The organism is Enterococcus sp. 3H8_DIV0648, assembly GCF_002140655.1.
GTDB lineage: Bacteria > Bacillota > Bacilli > Lactobacillales > Enterococcaceae > Enterococcus_A > Enterococcus_A hulanensis.
The window spans coordinates 3147432-3166554 of the sequence record NZ_NGLG01000001.1 but is presented as its reverse complement, the minus strand read 5'-3'; the positions used below and the strand labels follow the sequence as shown (position 1 = coordinate 3166554).

20 protein-coding genes are annotated in these 19123 nt (G+C 42.3%); 9 read left to right on the top strand and 11 right to left on the bottom strand.

Annotated elements, in window-relative coordinates; all coding sequences use genetic code 11:
• Positions 1 to 300: 300 nt before the first annotated feature.
• A complete protein-coding gene (locus tag A5875_RS14650) occupies positions 301 to 750 on the bottom strand; it encodes a type II toxin-antitoxin system HicB family antitoxin (RefSeq protein WP_088934273.1) in 450 nt (149 codons plus the stop codon).
• Positions 751 to 1037: 287 nt separating this feature from the next.
• The gene (locus tag A5875_RS14645; protein WP_176244688.1) at positions 1038 to 1580 is read right to left on the bottom strand and encodes a TetR/AcrR family transcriptional regulator; all 543 of its coding nucleotides are present in this window, start codon (positions 1578 to 1580) and stop codon (positions 1038 to 1040) included.
• A 118-nt stretch (positions 1581 to 1698) separates the two neighbouring features.
• Between A5875_RS14645 and A5875_RS14640 the strand changes: the two genes are divergently transcribed.
• Both A5875_RS14640 and A5875_RS14635 read left to right on the top strand, forming a co-directional pair.
• The gene (locus A5875_RS14640) at positions 1699 to 2643 is read left to right on the top strand and encodes an amidohydrolase family protein (protein WP_088934271.1); all 945 of its coding nucleotides are present in this window, start codon (positions 1699 to 1701) and stop codon (positions 2641 to 2643) included.
• Positions 2644 to 2665: 22 nt separating this feature from the next.
• Complete coding sequence (locus A5875_RS14635; protein WP_176244687.1) at positions 2666 to 3604, top strand: alpha/beta fold hydrolase; 939 nt, start codon at positions 2666 to 2668, stop codon at positions 3602 to 3604.
• Between the two features lie 63 nt (positions 3605 to 3667).
• Here the strand turns inward: A5875_RS14635 and queA are convergent, their stop codons facing one another.
• Positions 3668 to 4699, bottom strand: coding sequence for a tRNA preQ1(34) S-adenosylmethionine ribosyltransferase-isomerase QueA (queA, locus tag A5875_RS14630; protein WP_088934269.1), 1032 nt, complete (start codon positions 4697 to 4699; stop codon positions 3668 to 3670).
• A gap of 380 nt (positions 4700 to 5079) precedes the next feature.
• Between queA and A5875_RS14625 the strand changes: the two genes are divergently transcribed.
• The 4 genes from A5875_RS14625 to A5875_RS14610 are packed head-to-tail and all read left to right on the top strand — an operon-like array spanning position 5080 to position 8481.
• On the top strand, positions 5080 to 6252 hold the full coding sequence (locus tag A5875_RS14625; protein ID WP_088934268.1) for a betaine/proline/choline family ABC transporter ATP-binding protein: 1173 nt from the start codon (positions 5080 to 5082) through the stop codon (positions 6250 to 6252).
• A 2-nt stretch (positions 6253 to 6254) separates the two neighbouring features.
• The gene (locus A5875_RS14620) at positions 6255 to 6890 is read left to right on the top strand and encodes an ABC transporter permease (protein ID WP_088934267.1); all 636 of its coding nucleotides are present in this window, start codon (positions 6255 to 6257) and stop codon (positions 6888 to 6890) included.
• A 3-nt stretch (positions 6891 to 6893) separates the two neighbouring features.
• Positions 6894 to 7811, top strand: a complete 918-nt coding sequence (locus A5875_RS14615; protein WP_088934266.1) for an osmoprotectant ABC transporter substrate-binding protein — start codon at positions 6894 to 6896, stop codon at positions 7809 to 7811.
• Positions 7812 to 7818: 7 nt separating this feature from the next.
• Positions 7819 to 8481: an ABC transporter permease gene (locus tag A5875_RS14610; RefSeq protein ID WP_088934265.1), complete on the top strand. Its 663-nt coding sequence runs from the start codon at positions 7819 to 7821 to the stop codon at positions 8479 to 8481.
• Between the two features lie 53 nt (positions 8482 to 8534).
• On the opposite strand, the gene A5875_RS14605 is transcribed toward A5875_RS14610, so the two are convergent.
• Both A5875_RS14605 and A5875_RS14600 read right to left on the bottom strand, forming a co-directional pair.
• On the bottom strand, positions 8535 to 9617 hold the full coding sequence (locus A5875_RS14605) for a sensor histidine kinase (RefSeq protein ID WP_176244686.1): 1083 nt from the start codon (positions 9615 to 9617) through the stop codon (positions 8535 to 8537).
• Between the two features lie 2 nt (positions 9618 to 9619).
• On the bottom strand, positions 9620 to 10345 hold the full coding sequence (locus tag A5875_RS14600; RefSeq protein ID WP_088934263.1) for a response regulator transcription factor: 726 nt from the start codon (positions 10343 to 10345) through the stop codon (positions 9620 to 9622).
• A 167-nt stretch (positions 10346 to 10512) separates the two neighbouring features.
• Here A5875_RS14600 and A5875_RS14595 point away from each other — a divergent pair, with 167 nt between their 5' ends.
• From A5875_RS14595 to A5875_RS14585, 3 genes are read left to right on the top strand one after another with little or no spacing between them, the layout of a single operon-like run.
• Positions 10513 to 11373, top strand: coding sequence for an ABC transporter ATP-binding protein (locus A5875_RS14595; protein ID WP_088934262.1), 861 nt, complete (start codon positions 10513 to 10515; stop codon positions 11371 to 11373).
• A gap of 15 nt (positions 11374 to 11388) precedes the next feature.
• The gene (locus tag A5875_RS14590) at positions 11389 to 12939 is read left to right on the top strand and encodes a hypothetical protein (RefSeq protein ID WP_088934261.1); all 1551 of its coding nucleotides are present in this window, start codon (positions 11389 to 11391) and stop codon (positions 12937 to 12939) included.
• Positions 12929 to 13534: a DUF4097 family beta strand repeat-containing protein gene (locus A5875_RS14585; protein WP_088934260.1), complete on the top strand. Its 606-nt coding sequence runs from the start codon at positions 12929 to 12931 to the stop codon at positions 13532 to 13534. The genes A5875_RS14590 and A5875_RS14585 overlap by 11 nt, the downstream gene beginning before the upstream one ends.
• A 341-nt stretch (positions 13535 to 13875) precedes the next feature.
• On the opposite strand, the gene A5875_RS14580 is transcribed toward A5875_RS14585, so the two are convergent.
• From A5875_RS14580 to A5875_RS14555, 6 genes are all read right to left on the bottom strand, one after another.
• Positions 13876 to 14811 carry a sugar-binding transcriptional regulator gene (locus tag A5875_RS14580; RefSeq protein WP_088934259.1) on the bottom strand — a complete coding sequence of 312 codons (936 nt, stop codon included), beginning with the start codon at positions 14809 to 14811 and terminating at the stop codon, positions 13876 to 13878.
• A 40-nt stretch (positions 14812 to 14851) separates the two neighbouring features.
• Complete coding sequence (locus A5875_RS14575) at positions 14852 to 15658, bottom strand: Cof-type HAD-IIB family hydrolase (protein WP_088934258.1); 807 nt, start codon at positions 15656 to 15658, stop codon at positions 14852 to 14854.
• A gap of 54 nt (positions 15659 to 15712) precedes the next feature.
• A complete protein-coding gene (locus A5875_RS14570) occupies positions 15713 to 16018 on the bottom strand; it encodes a PTS sugar transporter subunit IIB (RefSeq protein ID WP_088934257.1) in 306 nt (101 codons plus the stop codon).
• Between the two features lie 78 nt (positions 16019 to 16096).
• Positions 16097 to 16561: a PTS sugar transporter subunit IIA gene (locus A5875_RS14565; RefSeq protein WP_088934256.1), complete on the bottom strand. Its 465-nt coding sequence runs from the start codon at positions 16559 to 16561 to the stop codon at positions 16097 to 16099.
• 14 nt (positions 16562 to 16575) lie between these two features.
• Positions 16576 to 17616 carry a zinc-dependent alcohol dehydrogenase gene (locus tag A5875_RS14560; RefSeq protein ID WP_088934255.1) on the bottom strand — a complete coding sequence of 347 codons (1041 nt, stop codon included), beginning with the start codon at positions 17614 to 17616 and terminating at the stop codon, positions 16576 to 16578.
• A complete protein-coding gene (locus tag A5875_RS14555; protein WP_088934254.1) occupies positions 17613 to 19016 on the bottom strand; it encodes a PTS galactitol transporter subunit IIC in 1404 nt (467 codons plus the stop codon). Before A5875_RS14555 ends, A5875_RS14560 begins: the two co-directional genes overlap by 4 nt.
• Between the last annotated feature and the right edge of the window lie 107 nt (positions 19017 to 19123).

The following is a 19123-nucleotide window of genomic DNA, read 5'->3' as shown; positions in this document are numbered from 1 at the left end:
GAACTAATCCTTCCGATATTCTAAGAGCCAGGCAGTCGAGAGCCTGGCTTTTTTGTGTTTAAGTTTGCACTCCATTGAAGCAACAGCGATTCTACGCTATTCTGTAAAACTTTAATATCGAAAGTTTGCACTGTTTGTGCCAGCGGGTGCTTGTAAATCGCGTGATCCACATCTAAATGATGTTCCATTAAGATTGTGGGATTATCGGTTCTCTGAGGTACGATTCTTACTATCACGAGCAATAAATCAACAAAGTAAAAAAGACATGCTGAAAAGCACTTCTTTTTTACTTTGTTAAATCTATGCACCTATCTTTTTTTCTACAATCGCATCAGTAAGTGTTTTTGAAAAATTCAAGTGTAACTCCTTACCTAACTTATCAGCCCATTTAGGAATGGTCAAAGTTTTCTTTATAGGCTCATTAGCACTTAAATATTCATCTAATTCAACACTCACCATTGAGATAAATGACTTTGCAGCATTAAAAGTAAATTTAAAATCATCATCATCTTGAAACGGTCTATTTTTTACCAAACTAAGAGAATTTATGTCAGAAGGTTCAGCAATAGAACGCCCATTTTCAATATCATCTGCCAAGCGAATGCCTAATAAATCAGAAGCCATAAAGATAGAATCTGAAATATCACGTCCTTGCGTCATCGCGTCCAAATCAGGAATATAAACTTGATAACTTGCTTCTAAACCGTCACTATCATCAAAAAAGAATAAAGCTGGATAACTAACTAACATTTCAATGCCCCCTTTCAAAATTCGGAGCTAGCTACAGTAAGCCCGCATCCTTTAAAATACTCCACTCAGTTCCTTTTTTTAATTCACCATGCGGAACAATCAATGGTCTTGTTAATCCCTCTTGTGTCATTGGCATTGTGCATCATATCTCCTGACAACAAAAAGTATAACACGTGTTACACGTATAATCGATAGTTCCATACGTGTAATACGTGCTAAATTTAAGAATTACTCAAAACCCTATCAATTACTACTAGACTAATAGATAAAATTCCCACGTAATCATTTCAACTTTGTTTATAAGGAAAGACGTCTTCTAAGGAGAGCTGCTGACTAGCAAACACGCTAGTCGTCATCGTTGTGACTAACTCGGCTAATTTATCGGGCGACTGCAGCGGTTTTTCATTCAGCCAAGCCATCACCACTCCGATATGGGCATTCACAACATAATTACTCAATACCTGACTCAGCATTTGATCGCTTGTTTTACTATAAATAAAATTGCGATAGACATCGATCCCGATTTGGTTCATTTTATAATGAAATTGCGGCCACATTGAGCTATTGTTAAAGGTTTTAAAGTAAATAGCATGATCATAAATATAGGTGAAATAATGGTGATAAAACTCTAGCGGACTGTTGGCGGTATATTTTGCGACCCCGGACAATCCTCTCATGTGATAATCCAAGACCCATTGGAAAAATTCTTCTTTTGTCTCAAACAAACGATAAAACGTCGAACGACTCACTTCTGCCTTGCGAATCAATTCAGAAACTTTGATTTCTTCTACGGATTTAAACGTTAAAAAATAGGCAAATGCTTCCAGCAAGCTTTGTTTACTCCCAGATAATTTTTCCATAAATGAAACAGAATTAGAAATTCTGTACCTCCTTTTTTCCTCTGACCTCTCTTAAAATAAAGGTACATTAATGAAAGAGGGAATACAAATGTTTAACAAAATCGATTTTCATACCCACTTCATTCCTAAAGCTTATGAAGCTTACTTGGAAAAATACTATGCTGGCAAAGCAGATGGCGTAGCTACTCCCCATTGGTCAGTAGAAGATCATTTGCAATTAATGAAGGATAATCAGACCACTCATTCAGTTCTTTCCTTATCCAGTCCACATCCGAGTCTCGGAACAGCGGAAGAAACAAAAGAATTGATCCAGAATATAAATCAAGAGGCGGAAAAAATCTGCCAAGCTTATCCAGAAAAATTTTCTTTTTGCGCCAGCCTTCCTTTACCTTCAATTGAAGACTGCCTAGAAAGCATCGATCGTTTCGCTGATACTGCATTTGGTTTTTCATTTCCGACGAATTGCCAAGGACTTTATCTTGGCGATGAAAAACTAGAGCCCTTGATGTCCGAATTAAACAAACGGCAAGCGAAAATTATGATCCATCCAACTGAGCCACATGAACAAACGATTCATGCCGGCGAGCTGGTGAAGACACCGTTAATGGAATTCTTCTTTGATACGACTCGGACAATCGTAAATTTGGCGCAAAACCAAGTCTTTTCTCGTTACCCAAAAATCACTTGGATTCTTCCTCACGCGGGCGCCCTGCTGCCGATCATCGCCCAACGAATCAGCGAAGGAAATAAGTTCTTAGCCGATCCTGATACACCCAAACCTGATGATCTGCTAGCTGTCTTAGCACAAAAAAATCTTTATTTTGATTTAGCGGGAATGGTCTTGCCTTATCAATTGCCGACCTTATTACAAATCGTTGCCACCGAGCAATTACTATATGGTGGTGATTTCCCTTATACACCCGCCAAAGCTGTGCAAAATTATGCTAGAAAAATCGAAGAAACCGATTTGTTTTCTCAACTAGAAAAGCAAAAGCTTTTTTATGACAACGGTCAAAAACTTTTACAAAAATAATTTCCTTAAGGAGCGAATACAAATGACCTATCAACAACCGCGTTTAGATCATGAAAGTGAATCTTATAAAACCGCAGCACAAGCAGAAAAAGAACTATTAGCCGTTTACGGCTTAACGGAAAAGGAGTATTGGTTTACTAAGCAAAAGGAAAACCTGCGCATTCGCGTATCCGAAATTGGCGAAGGTACTCCAGTCCTAGTGGTGCCGGGAAATACTGGCGACATGTTTCCCTTCACGCCCTTGTTGGCACAAATGAAGGACCATAAATTCTTCCTATTTAATCGTCCCGGCGGCGGGCTCAGTGATGGAATGAATCATGAAAAAGTCGCGATTCGACCATTTATCATTGATTTGTTTGATCAGCTGCTGGCTGAGCTGCACTTGGAAAAAGTGACCATCATGGCTCATTCAATGGGCTGTCATTGGTCATTATGGTATGCTATGGCTCGACCTGAACGGGTGGAAAAGCTGGTGCTGATCGGAAATCCGGGCCGCGTAATGCTGGGCAAAACACCTCTTCCTCTTAAAATGATGGTAAAACCAGTCATTGGTGAACACGCGGTGAAAAAGATGGTGCCAAAGGATTATGACCATGCCTTAAATGGCTTAAAGATGATGGGGACCAATGAAGACGTTTTGGCTAACATGCCAAATGAGTTTCGCGAATGCTACTATCGTTTCCAAAATCTGCCCAACTATCAAGAATCGACCCTTTCTTTACTCCGGGCCTTTAACACCAATGACCAAAATGAAATCAAGGCGGCTGAACTTTCTGCGTTAAACTTCCCAGTGGAAATGATCTGGGGCGCAAAGGATACGTTCGCCACTGTTGAGAAAGGACAAGAAATCGCTGCGGCTTTTCCAAATTGTCAGTTTAAATTGATCGAAGACGCTGGGCATATGCCATGGATCGATCAGCCTGTGATTTGTGCTAGATTAATTTCACAGTTCATTAATTAGCAGCTTTTTCAATACAAAAAAGTCAGCGAGTTATTTTCGCTGACTTTTCTTCTATCTATTAAGCTATTTTACGAACATCGCATCACCGAAGCTAAAGAAGCGATAGCGTTCTTCAATCGCATGATGATATGCCGCTAATGTTTTTTCACGACCGGCAAATGCACTCACTAACATCACTAAAGTGGATTTTGGCAAATGGAAGTTCGTCGAAAATGCTTGAACAATCTTAAACTCATAGCCCGGCGTGATGAAGATATCCGTCCAGCCGCTATCCGCTTCGATCTTCCCATCGAATTTCGTACCGATGGTTTCCAGTGTGCGGATCGATGTTGTTCCAACTGCGATAATTTTTCCGCCATTGTCGCGAACTTCATTCAGCTCAGCAGCCGCTTCTTCTGATAAACGATAAAATTCACTGTGCATTTGATGCTCCGCGATATTATCCACACTCACGGGACGGAAAGTTCCCAGTCCAACATGCAAGGTTAAGTAGACTAGTCTTACACCCTTTGCGGCGATTTTTTCTAATAGCTCTGGTGTGAAGTGCAAGCCCGCAGTCGGTGCTGCGGCCGAACCGTTTTCCTTGGCATAAACGGTTTGATAACGTTCTGGGTCTTCCAGACGTTCTTTGATGTATGGCGGCAGCGGCATTTCGCCTAATGATTCTAGATTTTCTAAAAATATTCCTTCATATGAAAATTCTACGATTCGTCCACCGTGTTCCAGCTCTTTTTTAACTTCTGCTCGTAAACGGCCGTCGCCAAAAACGATTTGAGTCCCGACTTTTGCGCGGCGTGCGGGTTTAATCAAGGTTTCCCATTCGTCTTTCTGCGTATTGTTTAACAATAATACTTCTAAATGCCCCCCGGTTTCTGGCTTCTCACCATATAAACGAGCCGGCAACACCCGAGTATCATTCATCACCAAGGCGTCTCCTGAGTTTAATTCATCAATAATCTCATCAAAATGTTTATCCGCGATCTGACCAGTTTCCCGTTCTAAAACTAACAAGCGCGAACTATCACGTTTTTCTAGAGGGGTTTGGGCAATTAATTCTTCAGGTAAATCAAAATCAAAATCTTCTGTGGTTAACATAGCTTCTCCTCTTTTCCTCGGCTATTTTATCATGGGTAACATACAAAGAAAAGTCTCTTGCAGTTTGGTTCGGTTTGCCGTTAAATTAGAAAAGCTCTCATTTTTAGGAAAATTTTCCTTTGAAATTAATATTCCGTTTTTTTTAAATCCTCTTTAACTACTGTCTCTTATACACATCTAGATGTGTATAAGAGACAGGTTGAAAATGGTCCCAAATGAGCGGGGCATTTGCTTTTTTATCCGTTTTTGTAGCATACTAAAATTATAAGTCTGTTAAATTTTTTACATTTAAGATATTAAATTCCCTTTGATTAATTACTTCAACGGGAAATTTCTTGTTTAAAAAATTGAACAGACAAAACAGGAATAGGAGTGTAAAAATGATTGAGTTTGACCACGTTTCTAAGATATATAATGGAAACAAAGTAGCAGTTGAAGATATCAACCTCTCTTTTGATAAAGGAGAATTCATTTGTTTGATTGGTACCAGCGGCAGCGGAAAAACCACGACGATGCGCATGATCAATCGGATGATCGATCCGACAAAAGGAACGATCAAAATCAATGGCGAAGATATCCAAAAGAAAAATCCGGTTGAGTTACGCCGTCAGATCGGTTACGTGATTCAAAATATCGGCCTAATGCCCCATATGACAATCCGCGACAATATTACTCTTGTCCAACGATTATTAAAGGTAGACAAGGCAGAGCAAAACAAGACAGCAGAAAAAATGATTGATTTAGTCGAGTTGCCTCGCGATATGCTAGATCGCTATCCCCATGAATTATCTGGTGGTCAGCAGCAGCGGATCGGGGTCGTTCGTGCGCTCGCAGCCGATCAAGATGTCATTTTGATGGATGAACCCTTTGGCGCTCTTGACCCGATCACCCGTGATTCTTTGCAGGACCTTGTGAAAGACCTGCAAGAACGTTTAGGTAAAACCATTGTTTTCGTTACTCACGATATGGACGAAGCCTTGAAGTTAGCTAGCCGGATCGCCATCATGGATAACGGAAAAGTGATCCAATTTGATACACCGGAAAACATTTTACAAAAACCAGCAAACGAATTCGTCGAAGAGCTTTTAGGCGAGGACCGTCTATTACAGGCTAAACCTGATACGACAACCGTTGGCGAAATCATGATGCATACTGCCGTATCCATCACACCGGAAAAGAGTCTGCAAAACGCGATTCGTCTGATGCGTGAAAAACGGGTGGATACATTATTGGTCGTAGATGAAGAAAACATCTTAAAAGGTTTTGTAGATGTGGAAACAATCGACCGCGAACGCCGCCGTGGAAAAGCTACCAGCATCGGCGATATCATCAATCCGAAAGTTTTTTATGTAAAAGAGGCGGCTTTAGTGCGCGATAGTTTGCAGCGCATTCTAAAACGCGGCGTAAAATATGTTCCCGTAGTGGACGACAGCAAGCATCTGGTCGGCATCTTAACCAGAGTGTCCTTAGTAGATATCATCTATGATGTGCTTTGGGGCGAAGAAGATACTTTTGGCGATGCAGCTGAAAGCATCACCAGCGAGGAGGCGTAATCATGCAAGCATTCATCAATGAATATGGTGGGCAAATGCTGACAAAGAGCGCTGAACATTTGTATATCTCCGCCATCGCTTTAGGCCTTGGTATCTTAGTCGCTGTCCCTTTAGGAATCTTATTGACTCGGCTGCCGAAGATCGCGAATTTTGTGATTGGGATCGCTAGTGTTTTACAAACTGTCCCTTCGCTTGCTTTATTGGCCCTAATGATTCCCTTTTTTGGCGTCGGAAAATTACCGGCAGTCGTTGCCCTTTTTATCTATTCGCTCTTACCGATTTTACGAAACACCTTTATCGGAATGAAGAATGTCGATCGCAATTATCGTGATGTGGCTAAGGGGATGGGGATGACGAACTTACAGTCGATCTTCTCCGTTGAACTACCAATCGCAATCCCGACTATTATGGCTGGGATTCGTCTAGCTGCCGTTTATGTTATCGCTTGGGCTACACTAGCTGCCTACATCGGTGCAGGCGGTTTAGGAGATTTGATTTTCAGCGGTTTGAACAACTTCCAACCGCCTTTGATTATCGCTGGGACCGTACCAGTCATTTTGATGGCACTGATCGTGGACCTATTATTAGGTTTCTTAGAAGATCGCATGACTCCAGCAGCATTAAAGGAGGAGAAGTAAAGAATGAAAAAACTAAAAATAGTTGCTTTACTCGGACTTTCCCTGCTTCTGCTTAGCAGCTGCTCATTTCCTGGTTTAGCCTCTAACGATAGCGAAGATACGATCGGGATCACTGGCGGAATTACTTCTGAAGCGCAGATTTTGGCTAGTTTAGCCTCTGGCATGATCAAGCATTATACCGATCTGGACACGACGATCATTAATAACTTAGCGACAACAACGATCAATCATCAGGCGATGATGAATAATGATGCCTCCATCTCGGCTGCACGTTATACCGGAACTGATTTAACAACTACTTTAGGTTTGCCGGCGGAAAAAGATCCGAAAAAAGCCTTCAATACGGTGCAAACTGAATTTGAGAAACGCTATCACCAAACTTGGTTCACTTCTTACGGTTTTGACAATACGTATGTGTTTCTTGTTCGTAAAGACACCGCAGAAAAATATAATCTGAAAAAAGTCAGCGATTTGAAAAAGCATGCTGGTGAATTAAAAGCTGGAGTCGATACCGCTTGGATCACTCGTGAAGGCGACGGTTATGACGGCTTCAAAAAAGCTTACGGCTTTGAGTTTTCTTCAATTTTACCAATGCAGATCGGACTTGTTTACGATGCCGTCGATGCTGGTAAGATGGATATCGTTTTAGGCTATTCAACAGATGGTCGGATCGCTAGCTATGATCTTGTGATGCTGGAGGATGATTTGCACTTCTTCCCGCCTTACGACGCTGCGGCGGTTGCCACTGATGAGGTCTTGAAGAAAAATCCGAAGATCCGCACCGCTTTAAAACGTTTAGAAGGAACCATCACGACCAAAGAAATGCAAAAATTGAACTATCGTGCCGATAACGATTTAGTAGAGCCTTCTGTGGTCGCAGAAGATTTCTTGAAGCAGCACAATTATTTCGAAAAGGAGTGAGGCAAAAATGGAAAACATGAATACCCTTCAACAATTTATCACCTATTTCCAAACCAACGGTGCCTACGTTTTCAGTCAGTTTGTGCGTCACTTCCTGATTTCAATTTATGGGGTGCTGTTTGCATCAATCGTGGGGATTCCAATCGGGATCTTCATTTCAAAGCATTATAAATTAGCCAACTGGGTGATCCGAATCGCTAATGTCATTCAGACGATTCCTTCACTAGCCATGATCTCGATTTTAATGATCGGTTTAGGCTTAGGAGTCAACGTCGTCATTTTGACTGTCTTCCTATATTCATTACTGCCGATCATCAAAAATACTTACACCGGCATGCGTCAAGTCGATAAAAATGCGCTGGATGTCGGAACTGGGATGGGGATGACATCGTGGCAGCGGCTTTATATGATCGAATTGCCGCTTTCGGTCTCTGTTATTATGGCAGGGATTCGTAATGCGCTAGTTGTCGCAATCGGGATAACTGCCATCGGCGCTTTCGTCGGAGCCGGAGGTCTGGGGGATATCATTATCCGCGGAACCAATGCCACAGACGGGACTTCCTTGATTTTAGCCGGTGCATTGCCGACAGCTTTAATGGCGATTATGACCGACTGGATTCTAGGAATCGTAGAACGGAAATTAGACCCAGCGACAAAGACAAGTAAATAAGATAAAAAAAATTCTGCAGGCCGCTCATCAATCGGTCTGCAGAATTTTTTATTTTATAACGGTAAATGAAACGTAAAGCTGCTGCCCTCTCCTACTTCACTTTCGACAGAAATAGTTCCGCCATGAGCTTCGATAATATTTTTGACGACGGATAAGCCCAGACCTCCGCTAACATTATTCTCTGTTTCTTCCGGCCGTTGATACCGTTTGAAAAGCTGCTCTAGCGTCGCCCCAGACATCCCGACCCCATTATCCTTGATCGTAAAATCAACGTTACTCTGATTAGATTTGATGTCAATCTCGATCACCGTTCCCTTAGGATTATGAGCGAGGGCATTGCCTACAATATTTTGCACCGCTCGAAACAGCAGCTTTTGATCTGCTTCGATCAGCAATTTTTCACTATCCGTCTGAAACCCAAATTCGTAGCCTTCCGTTTGATGATCGTTTGCCAGATCAACTAAGAATGCTCTGGCAAAATCCACCAGATCAAAGCTTTTTTTATTTATCGGATAGTTCTCGCTTAGCGCCTCCAGCTTAAAGGTCAAATTCAAATCGCTAATCAATTCATTGATCAATTCGCTTTTGGTATGGATCGTAGTGAGAAATTGCTGCTGCTCGCTTATCGACCATTCCTTTTGATCATCCAGTAATAAAGCCGAATATCCCGTGATATAAGAAAGCGGCGTTTTGAGATCATGGGAAACACCTGAAATCCAGTTCGTTTTCGCCTCTTCCAGCTTCTCTCGTTCCTTTTCCGCGGCTCCTTGTTGACGGGCCAGTTCGTAAATATCAGTGATCAATTCTCGATAAAGCGCATAGCGCCATTTTAATTTCCCATTTTTCTTATACAAAATCTGATTCATATTCGCAAAGCTGTAATCTCCCTCGGACAGTTCCTTGATCAAGGACAGCATCGTCACTAGCGGATTGACAAAATAAAGACCAAACAAAATCCCGCCGAAAATAAAGGGCAGAATGATCCCCGTAACATCAGAAAAATAAGCCGCCTGCTCGCTTTTAAATAGAAAGGGCGTGACATATTCCAAAAATACGGCGACGAAAATCCCCGTAAAAAAGATGAAGGCGATCAAATTTCCGATAAAGAACAAAATGAAACGCAGTCTTAGCTTCATATTCATTCCCCCTTTACAGGCGGCACGAATTTATAGCCGATCCCTCGCAGGTTTTGGATCATCTGTGTTCCCTGACCATCATCGCCGATTTTTTTCCGCAATCGCGAGATCTGCATCGTCACTGCCTTGTCATCTCCTACTCCCAAGCTATCCCAAACAGCCTCATAAAGCTGCGATGCTGCAAAAACGCGATTCGGATGCTTGCAGAAAAAGACTAATAGATCATATTCTTTGGCCGTACATTCCACCGGCTTCCCTTCAATCAACAGCGTGCCGTTTTGAGTATTCAAAACAAAGCGCCCATAATCATAAATATCGGCTTGGTCCGGTTCCTTTATTTCCGTTTGCTTCATTGAATAGCCTTGGCGCCGCAAGAGTGCCTTCACTCGAGCGATGACCTCTAACGGCTCGAATGGTTTCGTAATGTAGTCATCTCCGCCGATGGCTAGACCGGATAATTTATCAAAGGTGCTGTCTCTTGCCGTCAAAAAGATGATAGGTGCCAGCGTATGCCGTCGCACCTCTTGGCAAAGATCAAAACCAGAAAAATCCGGCAAGTTCACATCCAGTATAAGCAGATCAAAGTCCTCATTTTTTATCTTCTCCAACGCTTCTGTTGCAGTTGAAGCACACGTAATATGGTTAAAATGTTCCTTCCGCAATGTGATCTCCAACAATTCCAGCAAGCCCTTTTCGTCATCTACAAGTAAAATATTTTCATTATTCACCCAAAAACACCCCTTCTCACTAAGACAACGCGAGTTTACCATAGAAACTCTTACAGAACAACGAAAGTTCAAATTCAAAAATTACTTACTTGTGGTTTTCCCGTTACTTAGTTGTGGTTTTCGCTGGTTATGATAGCACTATAGAAAACAAGAGGAGGAAACACCCCATGTTAAAAATTGAAAACTTGACCAAGCAGTATAAAAATAAAATCGCGCTAGATAATTTGACCGTAGAATTTCCCAAAGGCGTAACCGGACTTTTAGGACCGAACGGCGCAGGAAAATCCACCCTGATGCGAATCCTTTCAACCGTTGATACACCATCCAAAGGAAGCGTCACTTTCAATGGGAACGACATTACGAAACATCCGAATGACCTGCGGCGCGTTTTAGGCTACTTGCCCCAAGACTTCGGTGTTTATCCCAATATGAGCGCGTCAGAGTTTTTAGAGTACATGGCCGCCATGAAGGGGCTCTCCATGAAATCTGCAAAAGTAAGAATCAATGAGTTGTTAGACATTTTAAATCTAACATCCGCTGGCAAACGTCACTTAGGAGGATTTTCAGGCGGCATGAAACAGCGTGTAGGAATCGCCCAAGCATTATTGAATGATCCTAAAATATTGATCGTAGACGAACCGACCGTAGGCTTAGATCCGGATGAACGAATTCGCTTTCGAAACCTCCTCGCTTCACTCGCTGCCGATCGGACGATCATTCTTTCGACACACATTGTCAGCGACATAGAATCCATCGCACCAAATTTGGTGGTGATGAAAGAAGGCAGACTGATCGCCGCGGCTTCACCTGAAAAATTGATGACTCAAGCGCACGGCAAAGTCTGGAACGCCATTGTTGATGTCAATGAATTAGAAGCTTTGCAGCAAAAATATATCGTCAGTAATTCGATGCAGCGAAGCGACGGTATCCATGTCCGGATCGTTTCAACAGAGCAACCGCGGCTCGGCGCCAATTTAGTCGAACCGTCATTAGAAGATGCATACCTTTACGCTACTAAGGGAAAATAAGGAGGAGCAAGACCAATGAAGACAATCAGTTCTCTCATTAAACATAATCTAATCAAACAAACCCGCAGTTACAGTTTCTTACTGGTCATGATGGTCAGCGTCTTTCTCGCTTTCCTATGTGTGCCGGCACTCGGGGATGGCTATGAGATTTTCTACCTTGGAGGCGTGCGGGGAATCTACAATGCGTATTGGCTGGGAACCATCGCCGCGATGCTGCCTGTGATCCTTTTATGGCTGCCTGGTTTTTACCTATTACGCAGTCAAATCTCTGAAGATCGGCGGTTAAATATTGGTCAGGTGATCGCTGCCGCACCAGTTAGTAAAGGAAGTTATATCTTTGGAAAATTCATTGCCAACTTCTCGGTCTTGTTCGTAGCAGATCTGCTGTTCACTGTCGCTATGCTGATCATGCAGCTTATCCGTCACGAAGATCTCTCTATTCAACTTGGCGCATACTTGATGCCTTTACTCGTTATTACTGTTCCTTACTTGATTTTTCTAGCAGCATTAACTGTTTTCTTCGACGTAGTTCCGGGAATCAAAAATGCTTTTGGGAATTGTTTAATCTTTATTGTTTGGATCGGTTTAGCTACCGTTTCCGTTGCGGCACCGGGGAATGCTTTTGACTTATTCGGCTTAGGCTACTTGCTAAATCAAATGTCGGCAGGCGCTAGAAGTATTTATCCCGCATTGCCAGAAGGCGGCAGCTTTGGTTATTACCCGCAGAAAACGGATATCCCTACTTTCGAATGGCATGGAGTTCAGTTTGATTCAGCATTTTTGATCAGCCGCCTATTATGGATTTTAGCGGCACTTGGCTTGATTCTGATTTCCATTCTTGTCTTTAATCGATTCAAGGAAAAATCAGCAAGCAAGTCTAAAAAACTGCCGCAACAAAAGACCAACAGACCAACCAATAGTTTGAAGCTTTCTCCCATCAAAAAGACCCGTTTCCTCAACCTATTCTTGATGGTCAAAGGTGAATTGAAAATTATGCTGATGGGTCAAAAAACTTGGTGGTACCTGTTCCTATTGACCTCGATCTGCTTGAGCGGCTTCATCGTTATCGGCTCAGGATTGAAATGGGGAACCTTGATTTTACTGCTGCCGATGGGAATCTTATCTCAGATGGGCTGTCGCGAAAAGCAATTTAACCTAACACAATTGATCAAAGTCAGCTGTCCGTGGCAGCTCAAATGGCTAGCTACCTTTATTGCAGGCTTATTGATCGCATTCTTTACCTCCAGCGGTATCCTTATTCGTTTCACGCTAGCTGGTGCCGCAGACCGTTTTATCGCATGGAGCGTCGGCCTTTTGTTCATCACAGCTCTTGCTATGGCCTTAGGAACACTTACTGGAAATCGCAAACCGTTTGAAGGTCTTTATATCGCTTTACTCTATTTCGGCCCTATCAATAATCTCGGTACCATGGACTTTATGGGCGTTCAAACAATGAATACCCTGCAATTCTTGATCGTCGCAATCGTATTAACAGCAATTAGTTTCAGCGTAACTTTTATCAAAGAAAATCAACTAAAAAAGGGAGTTTTGAAAAATGAAAAATAGTAAAAAAGTAATCGGATTGGTAGTAATGGGAATGGTTTTTGGCGGAAGTATGACTGGATTCGCCAGCGAAAAAGAAAGCAGCGACACTGTAAAAACAGCAAGCTGCGAACAACTAACGATCGACTCACCCGCAAATGATGTCGTTATCCAAGAAACCACGGGCAATAAAATCACCGCTTCTATGTCTGGTCACAAAGGCACGCTTTTGAAAAAGAACGGCAAAAAATTATCGATCACGCTGCCCGAACCTAAAGCCGGCATGCACTTCGCCTCTCCAAAAGTCTTGTATATCAAAGTGCCGAAGAAAAACAACCTGTCGATCCATGTTCGCTCCGAAGCAGGCAACGTAAAACTTGATGGTGTCCGCGGAAAAGAAATCACCGTAGATGCTCAAGCCGGAAAAATTTCTGCCGCTAACCTTTCCGGCAGCCTGCACGCCAAAAGCGAGATTGGCGAGATCAAAGCCGCTTCTGCGATGAAAAAGGACATCACTCAAACACAAGATGGCGGGGCAACCTATGAAGGTCACCAAGGAAACCGCTCTGATGGCGAAATTACTCTGAATAATGCCGCTGGAGAAATCGAACTCAAATAAGTAAGAAAGGCTTCGCGAACTCGTTCAGCTTTTGAGCAATAAGACCAAAATATTTCTAAATTGCTTCTCAAATTTCGAAATATTTTTGCTTATTGCCGATAAAGCTAGTTCGTGAAGCCAGACATGGATATACCCGCTACAAAGCGATTTATTCATCTGAAAATTTTATACTTACTTTAATGATTCGGGTGTCAAAAGTGACTATTTCCTGTTTCAATCAATTTTATACCTTGATATGACAGCATTCTTTCGACGATAAATCATGAATATAGACTTTTGACACCTGAATCTTTAATGTCAAAAAAACTCACCGTTCAACATTCTGAACGGTGAGGTTTGATTTAACTATTCAACAATTCATACCCAACTTCTTCATCGCAAATCAGGACGTTGATCAATTTCCCATTGATTGCTCCCAAGGTTGCCGTCGCTCGCTTCTTCGAGCAGACCGCCCCAATACTGATGGGCGCTAATCGCAGAGAATCCAGCCCGCTGGAAATCGGAAATTGATTGCGGTATTGAATTTCTTTTCCGTTGATATCAAAAGCACGTCCGATCATCGTTCCCACCGCACCTTCAGCGACTAGATCATTCAGATCGCGATTGTCTAAGATGCCTGAGGAGACCAACGTGTTGCGGGTCGTCTCAATATTGCCGATCCCGCTAAAGGCCACATCAATTTTCCGGCCGAGGGAAATATTCAAATCAATTTGCGGCTGCGCCAATAATTCTTCCTGTAATTTCCGTGAATTAACAAAGGCCGGAGCGTTGAAAAATTCGTGGCGGCCATCTAATTTCTGCGCCAAGCGGAAAACCAGCTCGTTGCCATCCATGACAGTTCGATTGGGACCTAAACTGCCGGTTAATTGGACCACATGAACATTCTTCAAATCATGAGCCGGGAAGTTTTTCACCATTTTCTCGACGGTCACTCCCCATGAGATCCCCAGCAGTCGATCATTCGCCAATACACCGCTGATATAATCTGCTGAAGCCTTCCCCACGTTGTTTAAATCATAGTCATATTCGCCTAAGCCCTTGACCACGATGACTTCTAATAAATCAAACTTTTCCTTTAACTGCATCATCAGGGTGTTGTTCCGTTCGAAAGGCGCTTCGATCGAGATTTTAACAATTTGTTTCTCCCGTGCTTCTTCCAGCATTCTGGAAATGGATGGACGTGATACCCCAATTATTTTCGCAATATCATTTTGGTTCATCCTATCTAAATAATACAGTTCTGCTACTTTTAATAATGTAGAAATATCATTCGCCATTTTTTCCTCCTAGTTCAAATACCGGTCGAGCATCCTATCATCATGTAATAAAATCGTCGATCATTTCCAACGCTTTTACTACGCCGTCTTCATCATTTGTTGGACAATGCCATTTAGCTGCCTGCTTTAATTCAGGTGTAGCATTTCCCATCGCGATCGATTGCGAAAATCTTTCAAACATTGAGAGATCATTTCCATTATCACCAACCACAAACACCTGATTATCAGAAATACCGTAATAATTCGCCAGCTCAGCTAAAGCATTTCCTTTACTAACATTTTTCTTGGCAAATTCGATCATGGTGGGATAGCCCTGAACACATGAATAGTCCTGTGAAAAACGTTGTTCTACCATACTTTTATTCTGTTTAATTATATCGGGGTTATCACAAATAAGCAATTTGGAATATTTATCATTTGGATCAAGTTCGTTCATTGCACAAACCTTTAAATGATTATTCGTCAAAAAGCAAAATTCCAATGTTCCAACATTGATCATTGGAAAGGGAGTGGTCGCCCCCCGATCATTCACCGCAATGCAGGATAAGCCATTCTCACGACAAAAAATAGTCAGCTCTCGATAATCTGTAAAATCAAGCAGCTCCTCAGCTAGTTTCTGTCCGTGACCATTTTGCACCACCGCACCATTGGCGATGACATGATAATCATCGGCAATCCCTGCCATTTTCGCATGAGGCAAGACGCCTGACATTGGGCGGCCCGAACAAAAGGCAAAGCGATATGTATCGCAAGCGGCTCTTCGTTGAATCGCCTCAGCTACTTTTTCAGTCAATTTTCCGGTAGAATCTAGTGCCGTGCCATCAAGATCTAAAGCAATTAAATTCATCAGGATTTCCTTTCAAAAAAAAGACTGGACATTCTTATCCAGCCTTTCAAAATATTATTTTCCCATCTCTTTTAAGGCTTTCAACGCTGCGTCTAAAAATGTTTCTTCATCTAATCCAGTCAGCAGCCCAACAGAATTTATTTGCGGAATTCCTTCTGCGTCTGCTGGATCAATCGGACTAGTAAAAGCGACTAAATCAATATCGCCATTTGCGACTGCCCCTTTGACCATTCCGGGATTGACCTCTTGGATCTCTACTTCATATCCGTGTTCTTCTAACAATTCTATGATCCGTTCGCCAACCATAGCCGAACTAACTGTGCCTGAGCCGCATACAGATAAAACTTTTATTTCTGTCATCGCTATCCCTCCTATTTTAAGTAATCTACTGTGTGCTTTTTTTCATTATAGTATAACGCTTACAACAAATGTTGCTTTTTAGAATTTAATTTTACTGGTCACCGCTAAAATTTCCTCTGGTGTCTTAGCTGAGCTGATCGCATCCAAGTCTTCTCTGTTTTTGAAAACACTCATTAATTGTCGCAGCAAAGCCAGCTGCTTCTTCGGATGTTCCATCGCCAGCGGGAAAAAGATATTGCTTTGCAGCTTGATATCGGGACTTCCCATCATAGAAACCTCGATTGGTTCCTTTGTAACAACGACACCCATTCCTGGCCGCAAAACATGTTCAGGATCGGTATGAGGAATCGCGATGTTATGACCATCCGCCGCTAAGCCAGTCGGAAATACTTTTTCTCTGGCAATCACTGCATCTACATAGGTTGGTTTGACGATCTGCGCCTTTTCAAACTCAACACCGATCAACTGAATAACTTCTTCAAAGGAATGAATATCCTGATCAAGCAAAATACAATTTCTTTCAACGAGATTTTTTTCTTCCATCGCTGCACCTCACCTTATTCTTTGTTCGGCTGTAAAACAACTTTGATTTCATTGCCAGCCATCACTTGTTCAATCGCTTCTTCCCATTTATCCAATGGATAGATTTTGGTAATCAAACGCTCCGCGTCGATCTTGCCTTGCCTCATCAACTCTAAAGTCAAATGCCAAGTAGAAGGCTTTTGTGATCGTGAGCCAATGACATTCATTTCTCTTTGAACGATCGAATTCATGTCTAGTTCATTTAAACTTTTGGCAAAGACACCCATTTGTACCAGCGTTCCTTTTTGTTTTAAATAATCAAAAATATTTTTGATCGCCGGCGCCGCACCTGAGCATTCAAAGCAATAATCCGCGCCTTTTCCGTTGGTAAATTCTTTGATGAGCGCTGTTGCATCTTCTTTCAGCGAATCAATTACCATATCTGCACCTAACTCTTTGGCCGTTTTCAGACGCTCCGCATCTTGAGTGATCCCTACGACGATTACTTTGGCCTCGACACTTTTTAATACCTGACTTAAGCATAACCCAATCGGACCAGGCCCGACAATCACTGCCACATCATTTTTTTCGACTTGCGCTTTTTCCAGGCTGGCATGAACACCGCAGGCAATCGGTTCCGTGATTGACGCAGCTAACAGACTGATCTTATCATCTAAAATATGAACACTTTCTTCGCGAGTTAGTACATACTCCGCAAAACTGCCATTTACTTGGCTGCCTAAGCCTTTTCGATTCAAGCAAAGATTGTACTCTTTGTTGCGGCAAGATTCGCACTCGCCGCAAGTAGCAAAGGTCGTTTCGCTAGTGACTAATTGACCTTCTTGTACTTCTGTTACGTTTTCTCCCACCGCATCCACAATTCCGGAAAATTCGTGGCCCAATACTAAAGGAGTCTTCAAGCGGTCATACTCTCCTTTGAAGCCATGAATATCTGTTCCGCAGATGCCGGTATAGATGACTTTGATCAAAACTTCTTTGTCTTTTGGAACAGGTTTTTCAATCTCCAACAACTTCATTTTGTTATAGCCAGGTTCTGTTTTGACTAGCGCCTTCATGCAACCACCTTTTCTTTTGGACCATCATTTTTTTCACCTTCCAAGAAACTCCAAACAGCTTGTTTGTTTTTCTTGAACAAGACATACATCGCTAAGTAAAGCACGACCACGATACCCATCCATAAGAAGTTCCCCGACAAGAATGCTAAGAAGATCAATGCCATTACCGGATTGTATAAAATCCCGAAACTAGTAATCATCATGGCACCCTCTGGAATATTCACACCAACCTGAGCGGCAACTTCTGTAAAGTAAGGGGCGGTTAAAGTACAAACATATAATCCGATCGTAAACCAGATAATACCTGAGATCACGCCTTTGAAGATGTTCCCTTTTGAGATACAAATAATCATTTCTACCATATATGGCAAGGCGATCAAGTCAACCAGCGGCAAGGTTTCGTTGCCTGGCAAGATCATCGCCAACAATACCATGATCGGAATCAAAATCAGACCCGTCATCAACGTTGCCGGTTCGCCATAACCAACCGCATCATTCACTGAAAGCATCCATTCACGATTCTTCCCGCTGCCTTTTGCCGTTTTCTTACTAGCATTCGTCAAACTGGTAAATGCTGAAGCAAAGATACTCGCAACCCGCGGGAAAATTGCCATAACTGCTGATACGGCAAGTCCCATTGTCAGAACACTGCCCCAGCCGTCTAATGTAGTTAACGTATTCAAATTCCCCATGATCCCAATCAGCAAACCAAGAAACAGTCCTAAAGTGACCGGTTCTCCTAAGAAGCCTAATTTCTTCTTCAAGGTTGCTGGGTCCCAATTGATCTTGCCTGCACCTAATTTGTCTAAGATCCAGTTCATTATGATTGCATAAGGTACCGAGGTGACATGGTGGGGTGCCGTTAAGGTCGTTCCCGGTAGATTGTAGTAATTCGCCCAGCGTTTGGCGATCACTTCTCCAAGCAGCATCACGTATAAGTTCTGAACGATCATACAAGCCATCGCTAATGCCATGTTGTCAGTGATTAGATAAATCATTGACCCCCAGACCATGAAGGAATAGTTATTCCACATGTCACTCGGCATAAATACATCGGTCCATTTAATTAAGAATAATGCCACTTGCAGGACCAATCCTACTACTAAGAAGACCACACCTACTTGAGTAGAGTATGCAATAACGGAAGTCGCCTGCCAACCTGTATCAAATACTGGTAATTTGACACCTGTTTGCTCAACCATATTATTGATAACTGGTGTAACGATTGGAACAAATGAATTAACGATCAAATTGAAGCCCGTTAATCCGATCCCAGCATTCAAAGCAGACTGGAAGGCCTTTTTAGGTTTGACCTTTAAAAATAAGGCCACGATGAACAACATCACTGGTACGACGACGGCAGCACCAAATGAACTTAAGATATTTTGTAACAACTCCACAATAATTCCTCCTTTTATTGAACTTTTTTTCACTTGTTAGAACTTATGAAAAGTATCGCATGGGTTTTTCGTTCTGTCAACACTTTTATTGAAAACGATTGCATTAG